Annotated in this window: 15 protein-coding genes and 1 tRNA gene; 9 read left to right on the top strand and 7 right to left on the bottom strand. The window is 40.2% G+C overall.

The window, feature by feature from the left end; translation table 11 throughout:
• Nucleotides 1–414: 414 nt before the first annotated feature.
• The 9 genes from LX92_RS16030 to LX92_RS16070 all read left to right on the top strand — a co-directional run bounded on the left by LX92_RS16030 (nucleotide 415) and on the right by LX92_RS16070 (nucleotide 20,002).
• Complete coding sequence (locus LX92_RS16030; RefSeq protein WP_109652837.1) at nucleotides 415–4,626, top strand: two-component regulator propeller domain-containing protein; 4,212 nt, start codon at nucleotides 415–417, stop codon at nucleotides 4,624–4,626.
• A gap of 242 nt (nucleotides 4,627–4,868) precedes the next feature.
• Nucleotides 4,869–7,976 carry a SusC/RagA family TonB-linked outer membrane protein gene (locus tag LX92_RS16035; RefSeq protein ID WP_109652839.1) on the top strand — a complete coding sequence of 1,036 codons (3,108 nt, stop codon included), beginning with the start codon at nucleotides 4,869–4,871 and terminating at the stop codon, nucleotides 7,974–7,976.
• 17 nt (nucleotides 7,977–7,993) lie between these two features.
• Nucleotides 7,994–9,457, top strand: a complete 1,464-nt coding sequence (locus tag LX92_RS16040; protein ID WP_109652841.1) for a RagB/SusD family nutrient uptake outer membrane protein — start codon at nucleotides 7,994–7,996, stop codon at nucleotides 9,455–9,457.
• A gap of 526 nt (nucleotides 9,458–9,983) precedes the next feature.
• Nucleotides 9,984–11,426 carry a sulfatase gene (locus tag LX92_RS16045; protein ID WP_211315886.1) on the top strand — a complete coding sequence of 481 codons (1,443 nt, stop codon included), beginning with the start codon at nucleotides 9,984–9,986 and terminating at the stop codon, nucleotides 11,424–11,426.
• A gap of 74 nt (nucleotides 11,427–11,500) precedes the next feature.
• A complete protein-coding gene (locus LX92_RS16050; protein WP_109652843.1) occupies nucleotides 11,501–12,823 on the top strand; it encodes an MGH1-like glycoside hydrolase domain-containing protein in 1,323 nt (440 codons plus the stop codon).
• Between the two features lie 26 nt (nucleotides 12,824–12,849).
• The gene (locus tag LX92_RS16055) at nucleotides 12,850–14,874 is read left to right on the top strand and encodes a six-hairpin glycosidase-like protein (protein WP_146197852.1); all 2,025 of its coding nucleotides are present in this window, start codon (nucleotides 12,850–12,852) and stop codon (nucleotides 14,872–14,874) included.
• Between the two features lie 87 nt (nucleotides 14,875–14,961).
• On the top strand, nucleotides 14,962–16,407 hold the full coding sequence (locus LX92_RS16060; protein WP_109652847.1) for an arylsulfatase: 1,446 nt from the start codon (nucleotides 14,962–14,964) through the stop codon (nucleotides 16,405–16,407).
• A gap of 42 nt (nucleotides 16,408–16,449) precedes the next feature.
• Complete coding sequence (locus LX92_RS16065) at nucleotides 16,450–18,174, top strand: hypothetical protein (RefSeq protein ID WP_109652849.1); 1,725 nt, start codon at nucleotides 16,450–16,452, stop codon at nucleotides 18,172–18,174.
• Nucleotides 18,175–18,460: 286 nt separating this feature from the next.
• On the top strand, nucleotides 18,461–20,002 hold the full coding sequence (locus LX92_RS16070; RefSeq protein ID WP_109652852.1) for a family 20 glycosylhydrolase: 1,542 nt from the start codon (nucleotides 18,461–18,463) through the stop codon (nucleotides 20,000–20,002).
• A 497-nt stretch (nucleotides 20,003–20,499) separates the two neighbouring features.
• Here LX92_RS16070 and LX92_RS16090 read toward each other — a convergent pair.
• From LX92_RS16090 to LX92_RS16120, 7 genes are all read right to left on the bottom strand, one after another.
• Nucleotides 20,500–20,574, bottom strand: a tRNA-Val gene (locus LX92_RS16090).
• A 58-nt stretch (nucleotides 20,575–20,632) separates the two neighbouring features.
• On the bottom strand, nucleotides 20,633–21,844 hold the full coding sequence (locus tag LX92_RS16095; RefSeq protein ID WP_109652858.1) for a bifunctional folylpolyglutamate synthase/dihydrofolate synthase: 1,212 nt from the start codon (nucleotides 21,842–21,844) through the stop codon (nucleotides 20,633–20,635).
• A complete protein-coding gene (locus LX92_RS16100; protein ID WP_109652860.1) occupies nucleotides 21,845–22,744 on the bottom strand; it encodes an energy transducer TonB in 900 nt (299 codons plus the stop codon). It abuts the gene before it with no gap.
• A complete protein-coding gene (locus tag LX92_RS16105) occupies nucleotides 22,744–23,130 on the bottom strand; it encodes an ExbD/TolR family protein (protein ID WP_109652862.1) in 387 nt (128 codons plus the stop codon). The genes LX92_RS16100 and LX92_RS16105 overlap by 1 nt, the downstream gene beginning before the upstream one ends.
• A 9-nt stretch (nucleotides 23,131–23,139) precedes the next feature.
• Entirely contained in the window at nucleotides 23,140–23,832 is a 693-nt protein-coding gene (locus tag LX92_RS16110) for a MotA/TolQ/ExbB proton channel family protein (protein ID WP_109652864.1), read from the bottom strand.
• 50 nt (nucleotides 23,833–23,882) lie between these two features.
• Nucleotides 23,883–25,220: a sodium:proton antiporter NhaD gene (gene nhaD, locus LX92_RS16115; protein WP_109652866.1), complete on the bottom strand. Its 1,338-nt coding sequence runs from the start codon at nucleotides 25,218–25,220 to the stop codon at nucleotides 23,883–23,885.
• Between the two features lie 14 nt (nucleotides 25,221–25,234).
• The gene (locus LX92_RS16120) at nucleotides 25,235–26,467 is read right to left on the bottom strand and encodes a Glu/Leu/Phe/Val dehydrogenase dimerization domain-containing protein (RefSeq protein ID WP_109652868.1); all 1,233 of its coding nucleotides are present in this window, start codon (nucleotides 26,465–26,467) and stop codon (nucleotides 25,235–25,237) included.
• Nucleotides 26,468–26,632: the final 165 nt, after the last annotated feature.

Consider the following 26,632-nt stretch of genomic DNA (forward strand, 5'->3'; position numbering starts at 1 on the left):
AATGGGGTACAGAAAAAATTATGGACAAAGTAGCATGTTATTAGAAAAGGATTGGCCAAAGGCATATTATAGTGAATTACCCCTATAATGTTATGGGACATGAACCGTAAGGAAAAGGCATAAAATACTAGAATCAAGGATTCTTAATCCGTAATACTTTTTATGCCCAAGCTTTTTCCGACTACCTTTGATGCTCTTTCGTTATAATTTTATCCGAATAAATTTAATGGTTAAATCTATCTTCTACAGTCTTAGATTTGCAACCCGGGAGAATGCAACCTTCACTAAAAATAGTTTAAGTTACAGAACGATAGTATTACTATGGATGAATGAATGTATAAAGATTTTTTTAAAATTCTATTTCACTAACTTTATCCATAATTAACTCCAATTTCTTCAAGCCCAATTCTATTCATGCAGAAAAATAATTTGCTATTAATTACTCTGTTTGCTTTTATCACCTTTACTTCAGGTGTGGGACAAAGTTTCGATTACAAAATCAATTCGCTTAGTGATAATTTGAGTATTACCGACAATGTTACCTCCTCTTTTTATAAGGATAAAAAGGGCTTTTTATGGATAGGTAAGATGGATGGGTTGTATAAGTACAATGGTTATGATTATGAAATTTTCCCAAATACCTTTAATGGTGAAACCGGGTTGAGCAACCCATGGGTGACGGCCGTAAATGGTTTGCGTGATTATTTGGTGGTCGGTACCAAGAATGGCTTGAACTTATTTAATAAGACTAATCATACCTTTACTTACATTTTTCCATCGGAAACCAATCCGGAACAGAGTAATTATATCACTTGTTTAGATGTTGACGGTAATGAAGACGGTATTTATTTGGGTACGACAAACGGACTTTTTCGGGTTAAACTAAAAACAGAAGGCTCCTATGCTATCCAAGAAATTGAATTTGAAGGATCAAAGACCATAGAACAAACCCCAGAGGTTTATCAAATAATCGCTATGGCCGGGGGGGCACTAATAAGAACTTCCAAAGGGCTTTTTTATTTAAGTGTGGATGCTCCCGCTGCCACCCCTGTTTTGGTGGAAATGGATCAAGGTGATAAGACACTTAAGGAGTATAGAACCCTGTATCTTACCAAGTCTAACGGTTTACTGATCTTTGCGGATGGACAGACCTACTTTTCAAAGCTGAATATTGGCGCCTTTGCAAATGGCGTTCCTTTAAAGGTTCAGAAAATCTCAAGTATATACAGTAATTGGCCCAATCCTGAACTTATCAATAATTTTCTAGAGGACATAAATGGGTCTATATGGATTGGCACCGAAGGGGAAGGATTATTCGTGTACCATAAACAAACAAATAATTGGCAGAACTATAGGCATAAAATCAATTTTGCCAATGTACTGAACAACGATTTTGTAAGAACATTGTTTGAGGATCCCTCGGGAATGATCGTTGTTGGTACTGATGCTGGGGTAAATACCGTGGTTACATTGGAGCAGAGGTTCCATATTATCAATAAAATTGACAAAGGTGATAGGGTTGGAACAGAAATTGTCAACGTTCATGGAATTTTGGAAGATAACGATTCCAATTTATGGATAGGAACCCGTGGGAAGGGACTTTTTGTATTGAAAGGGGAAAAACAATTAAGTGTAGGCGCAGATGTCAACAACGCATTGGGGCATGTTAGATCAATAATTCAAGATAAAAAGGGATCCATTTGGGTGGGAACCCAAGGAGGGATTTATATCATAGAGAAACCGATACGGGATAATGAAGACCTCAAAAGGCAATTTCACCTTAAAAAACCAAGTCTTTTGCCAGGAGAGGGTGTTTATGCCATTTTGGAGGATAAGGATGCCAATAAATGGATTAGTACTTCCAGTGGATTGTATGTATCTACAGCCTTGGGAGAATTGAAACGGATAACAAACACTTCGATTGGAACTTCGCTAGACAACAAAATCATTTATTCCTTAATGCTCGATAGTAAAAACAGGATATGGTTGGGGACATTGAACGGAAGGATAGCTTATTTGGAGTATAAGGATTACGGCATTTACATATCAAAGTATAAGAATCTAGGAAAACCATTGAACTTTAAGATCATTAGGATTGCAGAAGCCTATAAAAAGTATTTTGAGAACTATGAATCCTATAATCTATGCGAGGTGGCCGATAACACCATTTTAGTAGGTACCAATTTTGGTATTTGTGAAATAGATTTGCCAAATAAGGAAATAAAGCCATTCCTTTCGCTAAAAAGGTCATCCAATCCGTTAAAGGTTGGTATGGGGTATGTATACGGGCTATTGTATGATAAGGACAAGAATAAAATATGGGCGAGTTCGAATAATGGTGTATTCAACTATGATTTCGATTCATCCGAAGAGGAACGGTTTGGTATTAAAGATGGATTGCAGTCTTTGGAATTTAATGGCAACTCTGTTTATGCGGGTAAATCGGGGAATTTTTATTTTGGTGGTTCCAGCGGTTTGAATAGCTACGATTCATCGATCAATATCAATAAGAACGACTACCGTCCAAATCTTGTATTGACCAAGTTGATCGTCAATGGCAAACAAGTCCGGGTAAATGATGACAATCAAATACTGAAAGAAGAAATATCATATGCCAAAAACATTAGGTTAAAAGCAAAAGAAAATACGGTCGGACTCGAGTTCGCTTCATTGCATTTGCCATATTCCAGTAATAATATGTATCAATGCAAATTGATCGGGGTTGACGATGATTGGCGCTATTTAGGTAATGAACGATCCATTAACTATGCAAACCTTCCCAAGGGGGATTATCAATTTCATCTAAAGGGGACCAATAATGATGGGGTTTGGAATGCCGAAGAGCTTGTTGTGCAAATTGAGGTTATGCCAGCATGGTATGCAACATGGTGGATGGTGTTCCTTTGGTACTTGTTAGGGGTGGGGATCATTATTTCATTCGTTTATATCCTAATAAAGAACCGGGACAGTCGTAATGAGCTGAAAATACAGGAAATAGAACGAAAGAAACTATCGGAAATTTATGAATCCAAATTAATATTTTTTACGAATATCTCCCATGAGTTAAGAACACCACTATCGTTGATTGTAGACCCTATACATAGTTTGATTCAACAAAAGCATGCAAATCGGAACAACGAATTATTGGGTATAGTTCAAACAAATGTAGAGCGATTAAGAAGATTGGTCGATCAAATAATGGATTTTAGAAAATACGAATACGGAAAATTGGAGTTGAATATAGGCGAAGGTGATATAGTGGAGAGTGTTCGAGTGATAACCAATTCGTTCGTACATGTATCAAAAAACAAGAATGTCGATTATCAGGTCAAACTTCCCAAGCACCCTATAATCATGTTCTATGATCATGATAAGATGGAAAAAATCCTATACAACTTATTGTCCAATGCATTCAAGGCTGTGAAATATGGAGGCCAAGTACGCGTTTCGATAGGGGTTTTAAACACTAAGAAAGGAAGGTTTGGTGGGCGTGGATACAAGCTGATCTGTGGCAAAAAGGAATACTCCGACAAGGACAATCATATTTTCTTGAAGGTAAAAGACGACGGAGGTGGCATTTCCGAAAAACATGTGCAAGATATTTTTACCCGTTTTTATCAAGATGACAGTGTAAACTCAGGTACAGGAATTGGTCTATATATGGTAAAACAGCTTGCTGAAATGCACTATGGATCAATATTATTGAAAAGCAAAAAGAACAAGGGAGCCTCTTTTGTGGTATTATTACCCAAGAACAAAGATCTTTATAAAGTTTCAAAAACGGTATCACCATCAATAATACCGGCGAAAAGCCAAGTGGAAACACTAGTCGTTCCCGTTTCAGAAGAATCACTGGCCGTTGACAAAATTAAGCAGTATAGTGTGGCCCTTATTGAGGACAATGACGAATTGCGCATGTATTTAAAACGGATACTGCAAAATGATTTTAATGTTTATACCGCCAATAATGGTCTGGAAGGAATAGATTTAATTCGGGAAGAAACCCCTGATGTGGTTGTCAGTGATATTGTAATGCCGGAAATCAATGGCATTGATCTTTGTAAAAGGATAAAAGGTGATTTCGAGACAAGCCATATCCCCATAATCTTGCTCAGCGCCAGGGCTTTCGACCAGCAAGTGGTTGAAGGTATAAATTCAGGGGCTGATGCATATATTACCAAACCTTTCAATAAGGATATTCTGATTGCCAAGATCAATAACCTAATCAAAAATCGAGAAAAGCTCCGATTAATGTTCCAAAATGCCAAAATATTGGAACCTTCAAAAGTAACGGTAACCTCCATTGATGAAAGATTTCTGCTAAAATTGAAACAAACCATCGAGAAAAACATCCAAGACCAAAACCTGACTTTGGAAATACTGGCCACCGAGACCGGTGTAAGTAGGGCCCAGATATTCCGGAAGGTGAAGGCGCTGACCGGACTTACCCCTAATAACTTTATAAAATCAATTCGGTTAAAATATGCCGTCCTATTGTTGGATGAGGGCAAATTCCAGATAGCGGAAATCGCTTTTCTCTCCGGTTTCAAAGAACCGAGTTATTTTTCAAGATGTTTCAAAGAAGCGTATGGATGTAGTCCAAAAGAGTATAAAAAAGACATCTAGAAAATCATTCTAAAATACACATCCATTATCCATAGTAATTTCATCGTATTTGTCGATGACCCCGTTAAACTTCGGTTATATGGAACCTATGGTACTATTTTATACGTATTTGATACGGAATTATAAGTTTTCAGGCCAATGATTCCGATAATTTTACAAGAAACAAATCCACTTTTTTTATTGGGTATTTGTTGAACCGAATAGAATAGGTTCTGAACAAACTAACTAAAAACTTTAAATCTATGATGAAACAAATTGAAAGCGTGGTCACTAAAGCCAGGATTCTCGGCTTTTTAATCTGCTATGTAGCTTTTGTATCCAGCGCAAGTGCCAACTACGGTCCGGCATTCTCGTTGGACAACAAGGAAAAGGAAGTAAAAGGTAACGTTGTCGACGACCAGGGTATACCTTTACCTGGAGCGGCTATAGTAATTAAAGGTACTACAGATGGTACGACTACCAACTTTGACGGTAATTTCAAAATTCAAGTACCTTCAGAAAGTTCAGTATTGGTATTTTCTTATTTAGGATATAAGACCCAGGAAATTATCGTGGGTGCACAAACCAATATACGGGTGCAGATGGAGCCAGAAGCCAATTCCCTTGAAGGAGTCATGGTTGTGGGTTACGGTAAGCAAAAAGTCAAAGATCTGACAGGGAGTGTCGGTTTTGTCAATGAAGATGTTTTAAAGGAGAGTTCCGTTCCTACGGTATCCCAAGCGCTTCAAGGAAAAGTTGCCGGGGTACAGATTACTGCGGATTCCGGTGAGCCGGGAGGAGGAGTTGCAGTGAGAATAAGGGGTACAGGTACTTTTGGCAACAATGATCCATTGTACGTTATAGATGGGTTTCCGACAAAATCGGGAATCAGTTCAATCAATCCATCGGATATAGCCTCCATTTCCATTCTTAAGGATGCTGCAGCTTCCGCCATTTATGGTGCCCGGGCAGCCAATGGGGTGATTATAATTACGACCAAAAAAGGAAAGGCTGGGGTTTCCAAAATCAGCATCGAGAGTTATTATGGTTTTCAACAGGCTGCCAAGCAGATTGATGTGTTGAATTCGCATGATTATGTTATGATAACAAAAGAAGCTTACAGAAACTCAGGTCTACCTGACGATGCGTTTTGGGGAGATCCCAGTGAGTACGGTCCAGGTACAGCTAATCCAACCGATACCAATTGGCAAGATGAGGTGTTTCAAAATGCACCCATTCAAAACCACCAATTTACTTTTTCAGGAGGATCTGAAAAATCGGATTATTTGTTTTCCCTTGGGTACTATCAGTTAGACGGCATCGTTATTGGTAGTGGATTCGAAAGAATTTCCGCACGTGTCAATGGAAGTACAAAATTTTCGGATAAATTTAAGGTTGGCACTAATTTGTCATTGACTACCAATACGCAGGATGTAGTACCTGATGACCATTCCTGGACGAGTGTCCTTTTCGGTGCATTACGGGAAAGGCCCATGGTTCCGGTAAAAGATGCCAATGGGGATTGGGGAGGAAACATCGGCCCTGCGGAATATGTAGGTGATGGTGGTAACCCCGTGCGCCTGGCTTTGATGAATTATGATACCAGAAAAAGTTATCGGGTCTTGGGCAACTCTTATTTAGAGTATACACCTATCTCCAATTTTACTTTTAAAAGTTCTTTTGGATATGATTTCCTATACTCTAAAGGAAAGGATTTTGATCCTACATATACAGAAGGTAGCTCACAAGCCATTCAAAACCAGCTTTCCGAAACATCTTCATTGTATACCACTTGGGTGTGGGAAAATACGGTTAATTATACCTTTGATATAGGGCAAGATCACCATTTTGATGTTTTGGCAGGTATTACCAAAGAGGAAAATAGATATGAAACCTTAAACGCCAGTAGAAAGGATTTCCCCAATAACCAAAAGTATATTTGGTATTTAGGTGCGGGAACAGGAACTAGGGACAACAGTGGCGGTACTTCGGAATATGCACTTATGTCCTATTTAGGAAGACTTAACTATAACTACAAAAACCGATATCTTTTTCAAGCGAATGTAAGGCGCGACGGCTCTTCCCGATTTGGGGAATCCAATCGCTTCGGAACCTTCCCTTCCGTATCGGCAGGATGGATTATAAGTGAAGAAGGTTTCTTCGATAACACGAAGGTTTTTAACTATGTTAAGCTACGTGCGAGTTATGGTAAATTAGGGAATCAGGATATTTACAGTAACTACCCTTGGGCGAACAATCTTGATTTGGTTTATTATCCTTTTGGTACCTCACAAGGGACTGTGCCAGGATACGCTCCCAATGCCGCTTCCAATCCGGATGTTACCTGGGAAACTACCATTCAAAGCAACTTTGGTCTAGATCTTAAAATGTTCAATAATAGTGTTTCTGTAACTGCGGATTATTTTATAAAAGACACAGAGGATATGTTGCTGACCTTGCCGGCACCGGCTACTTCGGGTTATTCAACTACGGCCTATACCAATGTCGGTAAAATCAGGAATAGTGGTATTGAGTTGGCCTTGGATTACCAGTCACCTTCCGATAAGGAATTTACCTATAATATCGGGGGTAACTTTACCAAAATAAAGAATGAGGTAAAGGACCTTGGTACCGTAGATTATATTTGGAGTGACCAGGCTTATTTGGGGGAACGCTGGACACGTACCGAGGTAGGTATGCCGATTAGCCAGTTTTTTGGTTATGTTGCGGACGGACTTTTCCAAAACAATGCCGATATTTTGGCACACGGGGTGCAACCTGATGCCAAACCGGGCGATATTCGATTCAAGGATGTCAATGAAGATGATGTTCTGGATGATAAGGATCGTACCTATATTGGTGATCCCAATCCCGATTTCACTTTCTCGGCCTACGCACAGACCAATTATAAAAACATTGACTTTAGTGTACGCCTTTACGGTTCTTACGGTAATGATATTTACAATGGTATGATTCGTCAGGTAGAGACAGCTTCTGAACCCTACAACAAATGGACGAACATTTTGAACCGATGGACAGGTGAAGGGACTTCCAATTCAGTGCCAAGGGTAACCCGTGATGATGTGAACCAAAATACAAGAAGCTCTTCACGTATGGTAGAGGATGGCTCTTTCCTAAGAATCAAAAATGTACAATTGGGTTATTCTATGCCGGAAAGTATCCTTGAAAAGTTAAAAGTAGACCGTCTGCGTTTTTATATTAGTGCCGAAAACCTCCACACCTTTACTTCTTATCGCGGTTTTGATCCGGAAATGTATCAGACTAAAGGGTCAAGGACCGACCTTGGTGTCGATAGGGCCAAATATCCTGTGGCCAGTTCTTTGGTACTTGGCATAAACTTATCCTTATAATTCAAATAAACGAAACCATGAAGAAATACATATATATCACTTTACTGGCTTTAAGCGTATGCGCTTGCGATGACTCTTTTTTAGACAAAGAACCCTTGGGTTCATTAAGTGTGGGTACTTTTTACACCAATGAGGAAGAGGCCACACAGGCGGTCAATGCCATTTACGACGGAATCCAAAGTTATACCGTCTACGGTGCAATGTCAATCGTAGAAGACGTACAATCCGATGATGCGGAAAAAGGAGGGGGCGGACCTTCTGATCAACCCGGTATGGATCAAGTGCAAAAATTCATTGCATCTGCCGATAACCATATCTACGTAGACAAATGGAAAGCATATTTCGTTCCGGTGTTCAGGGCAAATCTGGCTATCCAGAAAATCCAGGGAATGGCAGAGGAAGATATAGATTCGGACATTAAGAATACATTATTGGCCGAAGCCAAGTTCCTTAGGGCATTGTGTTATTTTGATTTGGTGATACGTTATGGCGATTTACCCATTGTAACAGAACCCAACAGCCCTGAGGATTATGACATTTCAAGAAGTCCCGAAAGTGAGGTTTGGAAGTTTATCGAAGATGATCTTAAAGCAGCGATGGAAGGACTAAAAACGCCTGACGATCTTTCTGACAACGATTTGGGAAGGGCTACTGTAGGAGCCGCAAAGGCCCTTTTGGCCAAGTCTTATGTCTTTCAGAAAAAGTGGAAGGAAGCAGATCCATTACTTACGAGTGTGATCAACGATTATGGCTATGGCCTTTCTGATGATTTTTCCGCCATTTTCGGTATCGGAAACGAAACGAACAAAGAAGTGATTTTTCAGATAAACTTCCAAACAGGGGGTGCCAGTGACCGTGAAGGATATAACCGTAACGGATGGATGTCTCCAAGATCCTCGGATATTGATTGGGGTGGAATCGGCTTTATGTTACCAACACAGGATTTGGTAGACGAGTTTGAACCCGGCGATATACGATTGGAAGCCTCCGTTCTAAAGGATGGTGACATTTTTAGTGGTGATGTCTATAAAGGGGAATGGTCTCCTACTGGATATAACTGTAAAAAAGGATTGGTGGCTTTTGATGACTATACGGCTGGAACACCATATTTTGTCGATAACAATTATGTAGTTATACGTTTAGGGGATATTTTTCTCCTAAAGGCTGAGACGTTGAATGAACTTGATCGAACAGGTGAGGCAGTCGATTTCATCAATCCCATTAGAAAACGTGCACAAGTGCCGTTTGTCGATGCGACCATTTCCAAAGAACAAATGAGGGAAGCTCTTTATCACGAAAGAAGGGTTGAATTATGTTTTGAACAAAAACGATATTTTGACCTTGTTCGTTGGGGCAAGGCAGCTGAAGTAATGACTGGCAAAGGGTACGGTTTCGTAGCTGGTAAGAACGAATTGTGGCCCATACCGCAAAGTGAGATTGATATCAATCCGAATTTGGCCCCCAATAACCCTAATTGGTAAGTTAGAATTTTTAAGAATTGAGTTAGTTGTTGTTAGTAGTAGAAAGAACGTTTCAATAGGCTTTGGAGCATCCGTGGATACCGGGGCCTAAAACGTTCTTTTCTACTAAATTATTGGGCAGAGCAAACAAATTATTGTGTTCTTTTTAGGAAAGTACCAAACACAACGGTTTTATTCTTTTATTAAAATATTTTATGAAAAGGATTCACGGGCATTTAAGCCTGTAAATCATAAATTTTATTAAATAGATGAAGAAAACACTTCTACCTTGTTTGAACGTGAAGATTATTGCTAGTTGTAAACAAAAAAAGCTGTAAAGAACGAAGCTATGTTGAATACTAGGCATGTAGATGAATTATCAAGTGAAAATAACCCAAAGGGTTATTACGTCCTATTGAGTGGGGGTTTTGTGGGACATATACATAAGGAATTTTAAATGCTCATTGTTTTTACCCTCCTTTACATAGGGTATGTTTTTCACACAATCTTCATATATATAACAAGAACCATCTATTAACTTTTAAAAATGCAATTTTTCAACTTCTCCAAGAAAAAAATATTGTTGGTTACCTTATCCATATTATGCCATGGACTATACGCACAGACCAATAAAAAACCAAACATCGTTTTTATCCTAGTTGATGATTTAGGATGGATGGATATTGGCGCCAACGGCAGTACCTTTTATGAAACGCCCAATATTGACCAATTGGCTGAGGAAGGCGTTCGCTTTACCCAAGCCTATGCTGCTTCACCGGTTTGTTCCCCAACAAGAGCTTCAATCCTAACCGGGAAAAATCCTGCTCGTATTCACCTTACTCAATGGATTGGCGGACCTGGGAATCCAAATTATGTAAAAAACCTTCCTCTCGAAGAAGTACTGTTCCCCGAAGTTCTAAAGGATGCCGGGTACAAAACTATTTTCTTGGGAAAATGGCACCTAAACAATGAGGCAGGCGAAGGCAAGTTCTGGCCGGACAAACAAGGTTTCGACATTAATATAGCAGGGCACTTTAGAGGTGGACTGTATATAAAAAACAAGTATTTCTCTCCATGGAACATACCAAATTTAAAAAATGGCCCAGATGGTGTATATATGACAGACCGCTTGGCAAAGGAGGCCGTTGACTTCATCGACAAAAATGCAAATGAGCCCTTTCTTCTGTATTTTTCCTTTTATTCTGTCCATGCTCCCTTTAGTGCCCCGGAGGATAGGATTAAAAAATATAACGGGAAAAAGGAAAAACTCGACTTGACCGATGAAGAGCGATTTGAAGAAGAAAAGAATAGAGGAAAACCGTTTCTCTACAGAAAAAAACAAGATCACCCCACTTATGCGGCCATGGTAGAATCCATGGACATAGCGGTTGGTAAAATACTCCATAAACTTAAAAAAAAGGGCATTGCGGATAACACGATCGTAATCTTTTTTTCTGATAACGGTGGACTATGCTCTTCAGAAGGGACTCCTACCGCAAACACTCCTTTAAGAGGAGGTAAAGGCTGGTTGTATGAGGGGGGCATAAGGGAGCCTGCTATTATTAAGTGGCCAGGAACAACAAAACCTGGAACCGTATCCGATGCTATCATCACCAGTATGGACTTTTATCCCACCATTCTTGAGATGACGGGGCTGCCTTTACGTCCAGACCTACACAAGGACGGCAAAAGCTTTGTACCTATTCTTAAAAACAAAAAACAAAAAATCCATAAAGCCACCTATTATCATTATCCCCACCGTTCCAACCAAAAAGGAGGGCCAAGCAGCGCCATACGTGAAGGAGATTACAAATTAATTGTGTTTTTCAAGGATAACAGATTAGAACTATACAACATAAAGAATGATATTGGCGAAAGACATGACCTAGCTTCGGAATTACCAGTACTTAGGAATCGCCTTTTTAAAAAAATCAATAAATGGTGGAGCGATGTGGATGCCCAATTCCCTAAACAATATACACGAAAATAACCAACTCGAAGGTTGATGCCTGTAGCTCCCGTAAGGTGCTAAACGTTCAACAACGATCTAACAATATAATTTAAATGAAGAAAACACTCCTACTTTGTATAACTATCGGCAGTTTAATGAGCTGTAATAACAAGAAAACGGCAAAAAATGAATCTGTAATAAAAACCGACTCATCCCAGGTAACCATAAACAAAGAAGAAATGGAAAACCTTTACACTAGGCTGCGCAATGATTTTGAACGGCAGTCCAAGAAAGTAATACAGCCCGCCGAAGGATATTTGGAATATCCATATCTCATACCTTCCGGTTTTTATAAACAAATGTGGGATTGGGATGGTTTTTTTATGGGAAACTATTTTGTGAGCAAGGGTAAACCGGAATACTTGAAATATTGGGCGTTAAACCTAATCAAAGGAATTGATCAAGATGGATATGTGTCCGGTTGTGCAACTACCAAGGGACCTCGACCTATTTTTGGTAAGTTCGCGATGAAACCCTTTTTGTCCCAAGGCGTATATCTAGCCTCAAAAGGATTAAAGGATTTTTCGTGGGTAAAGCCTTATTATGGGCAGTTGAAAAAAGTATTGGAATACAGGGAACGTACGCAACAAGACGAAAAGACCGGACTATTTTATTGGGATATTGCCATGCAAAGTGGAGCGGACAACAATCCTGCCATGAATTATTTCCAAGAAGACAAACGGTCCTTTCTTGCTCCCGATGCCAGTACCCTTCAGTATAAGGAATATCAAGCCCAAGCGGCTATAGCCAAAGTACTGGGTAAGGATATGGATGCTATCGTCTATATTGAAAAGGCAAACAAATTGAAAAAAGCTATCAATACATATCTTTGGTCAAAGGAAGATCAGATTTATTATACCATTGATCGGGAAACAGGCGATTTTTACAAAAGAATCAGTTATTCTTCGTTTGTGCCCTTAATGGCGGGCATAGCCCCGGAAGTAGAAGGTAAGGCAATGATCGGGAAATATCTTTTGGAACCGTCGCACATGAAAGCGAAATATGGTTTTAGGTCACTTTCCGCCAAAGATCCAGATTACAACAACAAAAATATAATCGTGCCTTTTTCCAATTGGCAAGGCCCTGTGTGGCCTATTGCAAATTACATTTACTCCATTGGCCTCAAAAAATATGGCTTTGATAAAGAAGTGGCTTGGCTGGGCAACAAGATAGGTACTTTATTGTTGAAGGATATGGAAAGACACGACACCATGCATGAAAATTATAATGCCGAAACAGGGGTAGCTTTAGCCCCTAGTGATGACCATGTTGATGAAAATGGGAATATTGTTGGTTTCGTTAGTTGGAATCTATGTATAGAAAATGTTCTTGATGGGGTGGTAAATGATAATTGGATGTTATTGGATATTAATTGAGGATGATATAATTTCTAAAATCGAAAATGATGCTAATTAAGAATATATTGGTGATTTCAGCACTACTGGTTTCTCAGTGGCAGATAGCGCAGGAAAAGCATTGGAGTATTAATAAATCCGATGAAATACGGCTCGATGTTACTCAAAGTAACAATCACCCATATCAAGATAATATGGAACTTTCAGGAAAAAGGGTCTCTGGTATCGTAACCTATGCCATTAATGACAAAAGGGAGGTAGCGGTAAGCCGTGAGATATTTTTTCCGCAACTACGCACATTTTTAAAGACCAACGACCCGGATTGGAAAGCGTATCGAGCATACCTTAAAGAAACGTATTCGGACGAAATTCTTCCTTCCATAGCCTTGGGTGATAGAATTTATGTACCTGGACCCGTTTCAGAGGTTTCCATTAATGGTATGTTGACATTAAAGCACGAAGCTGTTGACGGGGTCGCACTGACGCGTACTTTTTTCCCCTCTATGAGTCAACGATTATTCGTAGAACAATGGACCATGACCAATACCGGCACATCATCCATTGTATTAAAAGGGGGGCGTAAAGAAACCAAATCGATGACCGAAGGGGCAAAAGGCAACTATGCCATTTATATCGATTCCAACATTAAGAACGAAGTAACCTTGCCCCCCGGTAAATCATATACTTTTTCAATTGGAATCTCTGCTACAATGAACGATGAGGAACGCATTCAAATATCCGGGAATGAATTTTATAAAGAGCGACTAAGTTTTTTGGACCAAATGAAGAATTCTTTGGAATTGGTTACTCCCGATCCTACGTTGAACACCTTGTTCGGTTTTTCCAAGATTAGGGCCTCTGAAAGTATTTTTGAGTCAAAACTAGGTTTAATCCATTCTCCCGGTGGTGGCCGCTATTATGTCGGTTTTTGGGCCAATGATCAAGCGGAATATGTAGGACCCTTTTTTCCTTATTTAGGATATGCCACCGGAAACGAGGCATCTTTAAATGTTTATAGGATCTTTGATAAGGAAACAAACGATGCGTACACCAACCTCCCCTATTCTTTTGAAATGGAGGGCGATGCACCCAAAAGCACTTTAGATAGGGGTGATGCCGCTATGATCGCTTATGGAGCCACACAATTTGCCTTGGCAAGTGGGGATAAAAATATCGCAAAAGAGCTATGGCCATTAATAACATGGTGTTTGGAGTACAATAGAAGACAATTGAACGATTCGGGCGTGGTTGTTTCGAAATCCGATGAAATGGAAGGAAGGATTCCTACGGGGACGGCCAATTTATCCACTTCCAGTTTGTACTACGGAGCCTTGGGATTGGCAGTAAGTCTAGGCCGTTCGTTAAACGAGAACAGTAAGACGTTACAAACGTATTCCAGACAGGCCAAAACCCTTAAAAAGGCAATCGAATCTTATTTTGGAGCGACTATTGAGGGCATAGAAACCTATAAGTATTATAAGGAACATACCAAATTAAGGCATTGGATTTGCCTTCCTTTGGTCGTAGGTATTTACGATCGTAAAGAAGGCACCACAAAGGCCCTTTTTGATAAACTGTGGTCAGAGAACGGGGTGCATGTCGAAAAAAACGATGAAAACAAGGCTATTTCCGAAATTTTCTGGGACAGGGGAACCTTATATGCCCTTAGGGGAACATTCCTGGCCGGATCCACGGAAGAATCACTGGAAAAACTGGATGAGTTTTCAAACAAACGACTTTTAGGCGATCGGGTACCATATGTGGTAGAGGCTTTTCCCGAAGGTAACATGGCACAATTATCCGCGGAGAGTGGTCTTTACTGTCGCGTGTTCACCGAAGGAGTCTTTGGAATCGTCCCTACAGGGCTCCACAGTTTTAAAAGCACTCCCAGATTGCCCAAGGAATGGGACCATATGGCCTTAAAAAAAATAAAGGCCTTTGGTGAAAATTTTGATATCTCTATCGTAAGAAAAGCGAAAAAGCTGCACGTTAAAGTCGTCGATGGAGGGAATAAAACAATATATGAAAAGTATATAAGGGAAGGGGATACCGTACATGTACATTTCAAATAATGGAATAATCGGTCCTATTGGATTTGTTTATCACAGTTAACGTCCAAACCCAAAATAATGTATAAAATAATGATCTAATAGTCTACTATGAAAATCAAAACAATTTATTTACTACCCATACTTTTTGCCATTGTCTTTGTGGCCTGCAAAAACCCTAAAAAAACAAGCGAAAACACGGCAACTAGTCGGATCGAGGGCAAGGATGTTAAGCAACCGAACATCATTTATATTATTGCCGACGATCTAGGTTATGGGGACTTGGGTTGTTTTGGGCAAAAGAAATTCAGTACATCCAATATTGATAAATTGGCTTCAGAGGGTATGGTCTTTACCCAACATTATGCAGGCACGAGTGTATGTGCCCCCTCCCGATGTTCCCTAATGACCGGATTTAACACAGGGCATACCGTTGTTAGGGGAAACAAAGAGCTTGAGCCAGAAGGCCAGTATCCTATACCCGATAGTACCTACACGGTCGCCGAGGCCCTAAAAAAAGTAGGATATGTAACTGGGGCCTTTGGAAAATGGGGACTGGGACATCCTGGTTCTGAAGGTGATCCAACCCAACAGGGCTTTGATGTATTCTATGGATATAATTGCCAACGACAGGCCCATCATTATTATCCAGACCATTTGTGGAGCAATTCAGATTCTATTGTGCTTTCGGGAAATGAAAATGGTAAAAGGGAAATATATGCACCCTCTTTAATCCAGGAGAAGACGCTCCAATTTATCGAGAAAAATAAAGACAATCCCTTTTTCTTGTTTGTTCCTTCGGTAATTCCCCATGCGGAATTGGCTGCCCCAGAGGATTTAATAAAGGAATATTCGGGAAAATTCCCTCCGGAAAAACCTTATAAGGGCGGCTATTATGGTGCCCAGGCAACACCGCATGCCGCATTTGTGGCGATGATTGAACTTTTGGACCGACAGGTAGGTGAAATCGTTCAAAAGGTAGAGGATATGGGCATTTCGGACAATACGATCATTATATTCACTTCCGATAACGGTCCCCACAATGAAGGAGGTGCCGATCCAGAATATTTTGATAGTAATGGTCCTTTAAGAGGGATTAAAAGAGACCTGTATGAAGGTGGAATCCGGATTCCTATGATTGCCAAATGGCCAGGAAAAATCAAATCCAACAGTAAAACGGAACTAGTTTCCGCTTTCTGGGACGTGCTACCTACCTTCTCGGATATTGCTGGTGTCGATACCCCCCCGAATATTGATGGAATCTCCTTTTTACCCACCATGTTAGGGAAAAAGGATAAACAGGTCAAGCATGAGTATCTATATTGGGAGTTTCATGAAATGGGTGGACGAAAGGCTATACGCATGGGGGATTGGAAGGCGGTTCGTAACAATGTATTTAAAAACCCCAATGCACCGATGGAATTGTACGACTTAAAAAATGATATTGGCGAGAACAATGACATCGCAGGGTCACATCCAGATATCGTTAAGGAAATGGAGGATATTTTCAATACGGCCAGAACCCCATCCGAGGTCTTTAACTTCGATAAACATTAATGCGTGCTACGTATTTGAAATCTTAAAATCAATCTAGGGAAAATGAATTATAGAACACTATTTACGATACTTCTTTTGGCACTTGTACTTCCTGTAACCGGCCAAACCGAAAAGGACAAACAATACAATCTTGCCGTAGGGTTTAGACTAGGGTTGCTCATGGATCCAACATTGGAAGGGAACTTTGAAATGACCAAAAAGAAGATCCTTGAATATGATGTGGATGAAGTACGGATTTATGGGGGGGGCAATGCGATTACCTATAAATACCTCGATATAAAGGGTTTTCCTAAAATAAAACAGCAAGGCAATCCTGAAGAGTTGGCCAAATATAAAAAGGGATTGAAATGGTTTAAAGACCACGGAATCCGAATTACTTTAAGTGGTGGTGAACCCAGTTTGCCGGGAATGGATTACTATAGCAAGGACAAAAACAGTTTTTTCAACCTTTATCCGGAGGCAAAATATTTGGAAAATGGCCTGCTTTGGAAATTTTACGAGGAAAGGACCTATGCGCTTTTCAAATCGTTCCCCCAAGTAGATGCTACTGATTATTTTCTTTGGGAAACCCCGATTTTGGATGACCTTAATTATTTTCCGGGTATAAAATGGCAAAAACCCATTACTTGGCATAAAGGCGAGAATCAATATTATTCCCTAGCGGATTATTTAACCGAATTCATGGCCGCCGTTATTAGGGGTGCCAACCGTGCAAAAAAGGATTTCTCTATTTTGACTTTTAGCCATTATCCATATCAGGAAAAATTATTGTTGGAGTCTTTGAAAGAACTTGAACGAAGAAATGAATCCTTTTTAATGGTGCATAAGTCCCAACCAGGGGATTGGGATCCGTACAAAGGGCCAAACAATATCATGATCCAGACGCAAACCAAAGCTTCCCTATTATTTGATGGTGTTGGGGAGTATTGGGGAAGGTCCCTCGTACCGTATTGTTTCCCTGAAGAGATACAAACCAGGGTTCAACATGCCATTGAGCACAATAAAAGTATTCAAACATTAGCCATGCGTACCTATTGGGAAGACGACCAGACGCTGTTCAATAATTATAACGAGATAAATTTGTATGCGCTTGCACGCTTTGCCAAAGACCCCTATATCGATGTGGAGGAAGTATGGAGCGACTGGGCAAAAGGGAAATTTGGTGAGGTGGCGGCGCCTACAATGATAAAGGTCCTGAAACGGACCAATGATATTGGTAACTTGGTCTATTATTTTAAGGGGATTTGGGTGCAGGAGCATAGTAAAATCGCTTCCCTTGATTATATGACGGGCCAAGTGTTACATACAGGTAAATCAATGATCAATTGGAATCCTGATGATATCAAGAACAATGCGTTAATCGAGGCGTTTGTTTACAATCCTACAGAGGAAATAATCAAAATGGCGATTGCCGATCGCAAACAGGCTTTGGCTATGTGTCAAAAATCGATTGCAGATGTTGCATCGATAAAAAAATCACTTTCAAAGGAAGAGTATCAAAAGATTAAAGGGGAGCTTTTGATTATGGAAGATTTTGTGAAGGTGAGCTTGCCCCATATTGAAGCCTATCTACGATATATTATCAACCGGGATCAACCTACAAGTCAAAACTTGGTTTCATTATCGAATTGTCTTGAAGAATTGAAGGGGATGGCCCTTCAAATGCATAAAAAATACGGAGCTGATAACTATTTGATTTCAAGTGATACGATTTTAAAATTTGTTACGGATATTGAACAACGTGTAGCAACGTCACAGAGCAAATAACCAAGTAGTGGATTTGCACCATATTCCTAGTGGATACGCTAAATAGATTGTAGATAAGTTTGTGTTCAGCGATTTTGAGGCGGTACTAATTCTTGTAAAAGAAAATCCGGGACCTTGGGATTATTAGGCTGACCTGATATGGTTGATTTTAACGGGCAACCCGATAAGCTTGGTTTGTTTGCGAAGATCAGCAATTTTTTATCTGAAGTAAGCAACAAAAATCAAAAGAAATAAAAAACACCCAACCATTTTTTTGAATGACCCTTTATAACCTAAAAAATTAATTATGAGGATACTATCAATAACGATCTTTATGCTTTTTTTTATTTCCTGCGACCAAACTACGTCACTTAAAAAAAAGGATTTCGATACGAATATTATTCCACAACCTAAAATGATCGACAAGGGTAGCGAAGTGCTCTTGTTATCCGGCCAAAGCAAATTGTATTCTCCCCAATCCGATGTTTATCCTTTATTGGACCTATTCATATCGGAAATAAACAAAATCACGAACATTGAACTTGGCACTACCGACACCAACAACGATGAGGCGGATATTCTTTTTCAAATTGATGCTTCAATGATTGGCGAAGAATATTCCATTGAAATAGGTAATTCGATCAATGTAATCGGAGGAAATTACAAGGCTTTGGCAAAAGCTAAATCAACTTTGCTGCAGCTGGCAGGTAAGGAGGAAGGAAAACTGATGTTTCCCTTAGTTACGATTAAAGATAACCCCAATGCTTCCTATAGGGGATTATTGGTCGATTTGGCCAGACAATGGCATGAAATCCATACGATCAAGAAATTAATTGATTTGGCCGCATATTACAAAATCAATTATTTACAGCTGCATTTCACTGACTATCAATCCTATACATTACCGTCCACCAAGTATAAAAATCTATCAACCCCTAACAGACATTATACTTTTGAGCAGCTAAAGGAACTCGAGGCATATTCACAATTACGGGGAATAACTATCATTCCTGAGATCGATATACCGGGCCATTCAAGTCAGTTCGTAAGAAAATATCCTGAAATATTCGCTATCAAAGATACCATGACAAATCCTTGGATAATAAACATGGGAAAAGAGGATGCATATGAAGCCTTGGATTTTATAATTGGGGAAATCTCATCCATATTCAAGGCTAGCCCCTATTTCCATATTGGTGGGGACGAAGCTATTTTTGATAAAGTTAGTGAAGACCCCTTTGTCCAAAATTATATAAAGGCACATCATATAGACAATGATGTGCATGAATTATATAGGCACTTCTTGGTAAGGATGAACGGAATTGTGAAAAAACACCATAAACAAATGTGTGTTTGGGAAGGTTTTAGGCCGAATTGTAAAATAAAGATTCCCAAGGATATCATTGTTTTTGAATTCGAAACCAATCGTTACTTGCCAAACGAACTGATCAAAGATGGATATACAGTAGTCAATAATTCTTGGAAACCACTTTATGTGGTCAATGAAAAGAAATGGGAACCAAAAACGATATATTCATGGAATATGTGGAAATGGGACAATTGGTACGATAAGGCCCCTTCCTATAATCCTATACAAATAGAAAAATCCCCTTTGGTGATCGGCGCCCAAATGTGTTCGTGGGAACAATCGGAAAAAGTAGAAATACCAAGCCTCAGAAAACGATTGCCCGTATATATGGAAAGAGTGTGGAATACGGACGAAAAAATTCCTTTTGAGGAAGTCATGAACCATATTAATATCTTGGATGACCGCCTTTCTAAATTAATCAATGACAATGAACAGGATAGTTTGTTACACGGTCATAATTTTACAAAGGATACCCAATAAGATCCCAGTTCACTATAGCATCCTGTAACCTTCAATACAAAAATAAAAGTTTTTAGGGCCCAGTTCAGAGGCGTTAGAAATACAGAATTCTTCTTATTTAGATTAACTCAATTATTTGCATAAATATCCAAATACCCAGAAATTGTATTTGATCCCCAGAAACCGTCCTTCCAACATATCGCTGGTATGGACCTACCTAGTAAGAATCTATCTTTTTTGAATATAATACGCAGAAAGAAATTGTACCTATAAAAAAAGGCTCCCGATTTCTCGGAAGCCTTTTTTATTACTGTGGGCCCTACTGCCCCGAAGCGTCGGGGGAACCAGTTACCCTTGGAATGCACTGGAACAACAACCCCAAATCACCAGAAACCATCCTTCCAACATATCATAGGACAACCTACGCAGTATCGGACCAACCTTATAGAATAAAAATTGTAGAAATAGCACAAACAAAAAAGGCTCCCAATTTCTTGGAAGCCTTGTCTTTATTACTGTGGGCCCTACTGGATTCGAACCAGTGACCCCCTGCTTGTAAGGCAGGTGCTCTGAACCAACTGAGCTAAGAGCCCTAACGGGGTGCAAATATAGAATAGTTTTCGTTTTCCCAAAAGAAAAAAACAAAAAAAATCAAACAACTTCGGCTACCGTAAAAGTACTACCCCCAATAAATATAAAATCATTCTTTCCCGCTTTCTTCTTAGCTGCTTTAAAAGCCTTATTTACAGAATCATAAGCTTCACCCACCAATCCTTGTTCCCTAGCCTTCCCCACCAAGGTCACAACCTCCAAACCACGCATTATATTAGGACGGCAAAAATAATACTTGGCATTTTTGGGGAAAAGCGGCAATATACGATCAAGGTCTTTCTCCTTTACAAAGCCAAGAACCAGATGTAAGGTCTTGAACTCTTGCTGCGCCAGCTGTTCCGTTACGTAAGCTAGTCCCTCTTTATTATGTGCCGTATCGCACACAACCATTGGTTTTTTACCTAGAATCTGCCATCGCCCCAACAAACCGGTATTCACCACCACTCGCATCAATCCTCGTTTGATGTGCTTCTTTTTGACGTTAAACTCCTTTAGTTCATCCAAGACAGAAAGTACTCCCTTCACATTCCTGAATTGATAATTCCCCAATAAGGAGGTCTTGTACGTTTTGTGTTCTACATGATCCGCAAAAACGATCTTCGCATGCTTTGATGCAGCAACAGCCGAAAAGACTTCTGCGACTTCATCTTGATATTCACTAACCACGACTGGGATATCCGTTTTGATGATACCCGCTTTTTCTCTTGCGATTTTCGAAAGGGTATCTCCAAGCATATCCAAATGATCCATCCCGATATTGGTTATCAATGCCACTTCGGGGTTTAGGATATTGGTAGAATCCAACCGCCCGCCAAGGCCTACCTCAACCACGGCTATATCGACTTTCTTATGGGCAAAGTAATCAAAGGCCATACCTACGGTCATTTCAAAAAATGATAATCGGTTTTCCTCCAAAAAGACCTTATTCCCTTCAATAAACCGTACTACTTCCTTTTTTCGAATGGTCTTCCCATTGATTTTTATACGTTCCCTAAAATCCTTTAGATGTGGGGAAGTGTATAAACCCACTTTATACCCTGCTTCTTGAAGTATTGAGGCCAACATATGACTACTGGAACCTTTTCCATTGGTACCTGCCACATGTATACTCTTGAATTTTGTTTCCGGATGCTTTAAAAAGGTTGAGAAAGCCTGGATATTATCCATTTTGCCATTATAGGCGACCTTTCCTTTTTGCTGATAGACGGGAAGTTGGGTGAACATCCACGCCAAGGTTTCTTTATAGGTCACTTATCCCCCTAATTTAAAATTGACCACCACAAAACCAACTTGTTGGCTGGGTGCGTTGGAATCCAAATTCCACTTATGCTTAAATGCAGTTTTCTTTGCGGGTTCCAACAAACAAGGATCATTATTGGTTGTGCCCTTAACCCCTGGTATTGCACTGATTACCTTTCCGGTGCGGTCTACCACTATTTTTACGACGACCCGGCCCTCTTGGTTGCATTCTTGCTGTACTTTGCCCTTACTGACTAGGGAACGTCCGTTTAAGCCGTACCCTCCGGTTCCACTTCCAGAACCCGGACTACCGTAATAACTCGTTGCATAGGGGTCACCATCGGGTTGCCCCTTGTCACCTGGTCGATTATCGTCGCCTTCACTACCTGAAGCCGTACCATCGGATTTATTGAGTCCCCCCATAAGCTTATCCAATTCCGCTTTTTTCGCCTCTTGTTCCTTTCTTTTTTGTTCTTCGGCTTCCCGCTTTTCACGTGCAACCCTATCTGCTTCGGCCTTAGCTTTCTTTGCTGCCGCATCTGCCTTACGTTTGGCTTCCTGCTGTTGTTTGATTTTGATGGATTCCTCGCTTTCTTGGGTAAGTACCTTTTCTGTCGGCTGTTCTTTCTCCACTACTTCTTCCTGTACCTCTTCAGGCACGGCTTCCTGTACTTGTTCTTCCTGCACATTGGGAGGTTCGGGAATATCCAAGGGTTCCGATCTGATTTTTTCTTTGGGTTGGGTATCGCCCATACCAAAATCCATTGTGCCAAAGTTCACCGAAATACCATTCTCGATGGGCGGATCCATATAGGTAAGACCAATATAAAAAAGCAATAGTACAAGTGCACTCAACAAAGCTGTTGTGAGTGTAAATGATTTTTTCTTGTGTCTCGTATCTAAAAACGACATTAATTAGGTCGCACGGCCAGGATAACCTTATAATTGTTCCTATTGGCAATATCCATAACGTGTACTGCCTCTTTTATGGCAACGCTCTCCTCTGCCCTTAGGATTATTGTGGGTTTCTCCTGTCCTTTCAGTGCCTTTTTTAATTCAATTTCAATGTATTCTCCGTTGATTCTCTCGTTGTTCACAAAATACTCCAGGTTCTTATTAATACTGACGGAAACATTTTGTGTATTCGTGGATTTTCCTTTCGCCTTTGGCAATAGTAAATCCAACGCATTGGGCGAATTTGCCGTTAACATAAAAAATATCAACAACAAGAAAACAATATCTGTCATGGACGACATACTGAAGTCCGGACTTACTTTATTTCTTCCTTTTAGTTTCATATGGCTCTGTTACAGTGGTTCGTTCAATAAATCGAGGAACTCCACTGCATTCGCTTCCATTTTATGGATTACCTTGTCTGTTCTATTCACCAAGTGATTATATCCGATATAAGCAATAATCCCTACAATCAAACCAGCAACCGTGGTCGTCATCGCTGTATAAATACCCGATGCCAAGGAACCCATTTCCGCCTGCCCACCGCTGGTTGCCATTTCATGGAATGCCAAAATCATACCAATAACGGTTCCCAAGAAACCGATCATGGGAGCTGCCCCGGCTACAGTAGCCAAAACACTTACGTTCCTTTCCAATTTATATACTTCCAACGTACCGGCATTCTCGATGGCCGTGTTGATATCATCCAAGGGTTTCCCTATTCTCGAGACCCCTTTTTCGGTCAAACGGGCCACCGGTGAATCGGTCTGGGCACACAATAATTTTGCAGCCTCCAATTTCCCATTGGTCACATGATCCCTGATCTGGTTCATAAAGTCCTTATCTATTTTTGAAGCCGCCTTAATAGCGAAAATGCGTTCAAAATAAATATAAAGGGCTACAAACAACAACACAAACAAAATTGCAATTATGACAATACTGCCCGTACCACCACTAAAAATCAAATCTATAACCGAAAGTGTCTTTTCCTCGGATAGAACCTCCCCAGCTGTTGGGTCTTGTGCAAGATCTTGTAACATTGACATATAATTTCTCTTCTTTAATTTGCCTTAATAACGGTGTTTTAATGATTAAATTATGCGTTTAACACAAAATCTCTCATTAATATAAAAGTTGCTGCCCCGGCCAAAAATCCAAGCAAAGCCAACCAAGCGATTTTCTTAAGGTACCAAAAGAAATCTATTTTCTCCATTCCCATAGCCACAACACCCGCAGCTGAACCAATGATCAGCATACTTCCCCCTGTACCGGCCGAATAAGCTATAAAATGCCATAATGGATTATCGATTCCTTCTGAGAACATTCCCATACTTGCCGCTACCAAAGGTACATTATCGATTACCGCCGATCCAACACCGAACAACATCACTACAATATCCGTGTTGGGTATGGCCGTATTCAAACCACCCGCTGCATGGAAGAGTATACCCAATGATTCCATTGCCGCAACGGCCATTAAGATTCCAAAGAAGAACAAAATACTGGGCAATTCGATTTTTGACAAAGAGTGATGCACAGGACTGTGGTCACCAACAGGTGCATTTTCATGTCCATCCACATTGGAAATATTGAACTTCGCATTACTGTATAATTCAGCAAATGTCGCTACAACCGCCAAGGAGAGCATCATTCCTACGTAAGGAGGCAAATGGGTCACCGTCTTGAAAATCGGAACAAATACAATGGCTGACAATCCTAAATACAACATGGTAGGTCCAAACTTGGATTTCGGACCCTCATCCTCAGACATATCCCCTTCGATATTACCCTTAAAAGCTTTATTTCTACTGGCCAATAGTACCGGCACTACCATACAGATAATGGAAGGAAGCAATACATGCTCTATCAATTGCATGGCACTTACCTTATGCGCAATCCATAACATCGTTGTGGTAACATCACCAATAGGCGACCAAGCCCCACCTGCATTGGCTGCAATAATGATCAACCCCGCAAACCATAAACGGGTATTTCTATCACTGATTACTTTCTGTAAAATGGTAATCAATACAATAGTTGCCGTAAGGTTATCAATGATTGCAGAAAGAATAAAAGCCAATATGGAAAACAACCATAGTAATTTTCGCTTACTTCTCGTTTTTATAAAACTTTTTATTGCAGAAAAACCATCAAAATAATCTATAATCTCAACAATGGTCATGGCCCCGAGCAAGAAAAACAATATTTCCGCCGTCTTTCCCAAATGATGCAACAATATCTCATCAATGTGGGTAGGCTCCAATTCCCTAAGTTCCGCATTGACTTCGAAAACCGGCATTTGGGCTAAGGCAATTACGGCCCAGAGCAGGGCCATCATAGCCAAAGCTGGGATCAGCTTATCTATTTTCAGGTTGTGTTCGAGGGTAATAGCGAGATAGCCCGCTAAAAAAATTGCAATAATAATGGTTTCCATATATATGATATTAATTAAACTAATTGCCTTAACGCAATTTCAAATCCGGTTTTACTTACATTCAGTTTTGATTGATTTTGTTTAAAGATATTTAAAATTGCTTTTCTAATGGTATCGGAAGTATCTTTAAATATCAATTCATCATCCATCCCCACTCTTTTCTCCATAAAATAGGCGAAAACCCTCGCCATTCCGCAATTGGAAATAAAATCGGGAATCAGACTTACCTTGCCATCGGCGTATTCCATAATTGGCCCAAAGAATATCTCCTTATCGGCAAAAGGAACGTTGGCCCCACATGAAATGACCTCAAGCCCTGTTTCGATCATTCTGGAAATCTGGTCCTTGGTAATAAGTCTTGAGGCCGCACAAGGTGCAAATATTTCGGTTTGAAGACCCCAAATCCTTTGATTGATCTCTTCGAAGGGAATCATTTGATCAGCACTTGCCATCAGATTATTCCCCTGTTTATTCAAATAAAATTCCTTTATGTCCTCGAAAGAAAAACCGTCCTCCTTGATTACGCCCCCAGCCCTATCTATAATCCCAACGATCTTAGCTCCCATCTGGGCCAGATAAAATGCGGCAGCACCACCTACATTACCAAATCCCTGTATAACCGCCCGTTTACCCATTACGTTACCTCCAAAAATATCGTAATAATGACGTACAGCCTCTGCCACACCATAGCCCGTTATCATATCGGCTACCGTATATTTTCGGGTAACATCGGGTGAAAAACGATTGTTTTCAAGTGGTTTTATCACCCCCAACCGCAATTGCCCGATCCTATTTATCTTATCGGCTTCCGTAGGTCTGAAATGACCGTTGAAAACCCCTTCCTGCGGATGCCATACCCCTGCGTCCTCGGTAATGGGAATAACCTCCTTTGTTTCATCAACATTTAAATCCCCCCCAGTACCATAATAACTTTTCAATAGTGGCGATACGGCATGGTACCATCGTTCCAAGACCCCCCTTTTCCTAGGGTCATGGGGATTGAAATTAATTCCTGATTTTGCACCGCCAATTGGAGGACCTGACACTGTGAATTTAACTTCCATGGTCTTCGCCAAAGACAGCACCTCGTTGAGATCAAGGCCTTCCCTCATTCGCGTACCACCACCGGCAGCACCGCCTCTTAGTGAATTTATTACCGTCCACCCTTCCGCTTCAGTTTCTGGATCTTTCCAATTAAATATGATTTCTGGTTGTTTATTCTCGTATGCCTGTAGTAGTTCCTTCATGATTTGATTTTATCGATTATGTGACCTTGATTTCATTTTCATATTCCTGTCTGACCAAAATGTACTCCCCAAAAGGGGTTAGTGCTGTCTCATAATCTTATATTAAATCAATTTGAGGATTTCTACAACAAATATAAAATACAGAAATTAAATAATGGCGCTTCC

This window comes from Maribacter polysiphoniae, assembly GCF_003148665.1.
In the GTDB taxonomy this organism is placed as follows: Bacteria; Bacteroidota; Bacteroidia; order Flavobacteriales; family Flavobacteriaceae; genus Maribacter_A; species Maribacter_A polysiphoniae.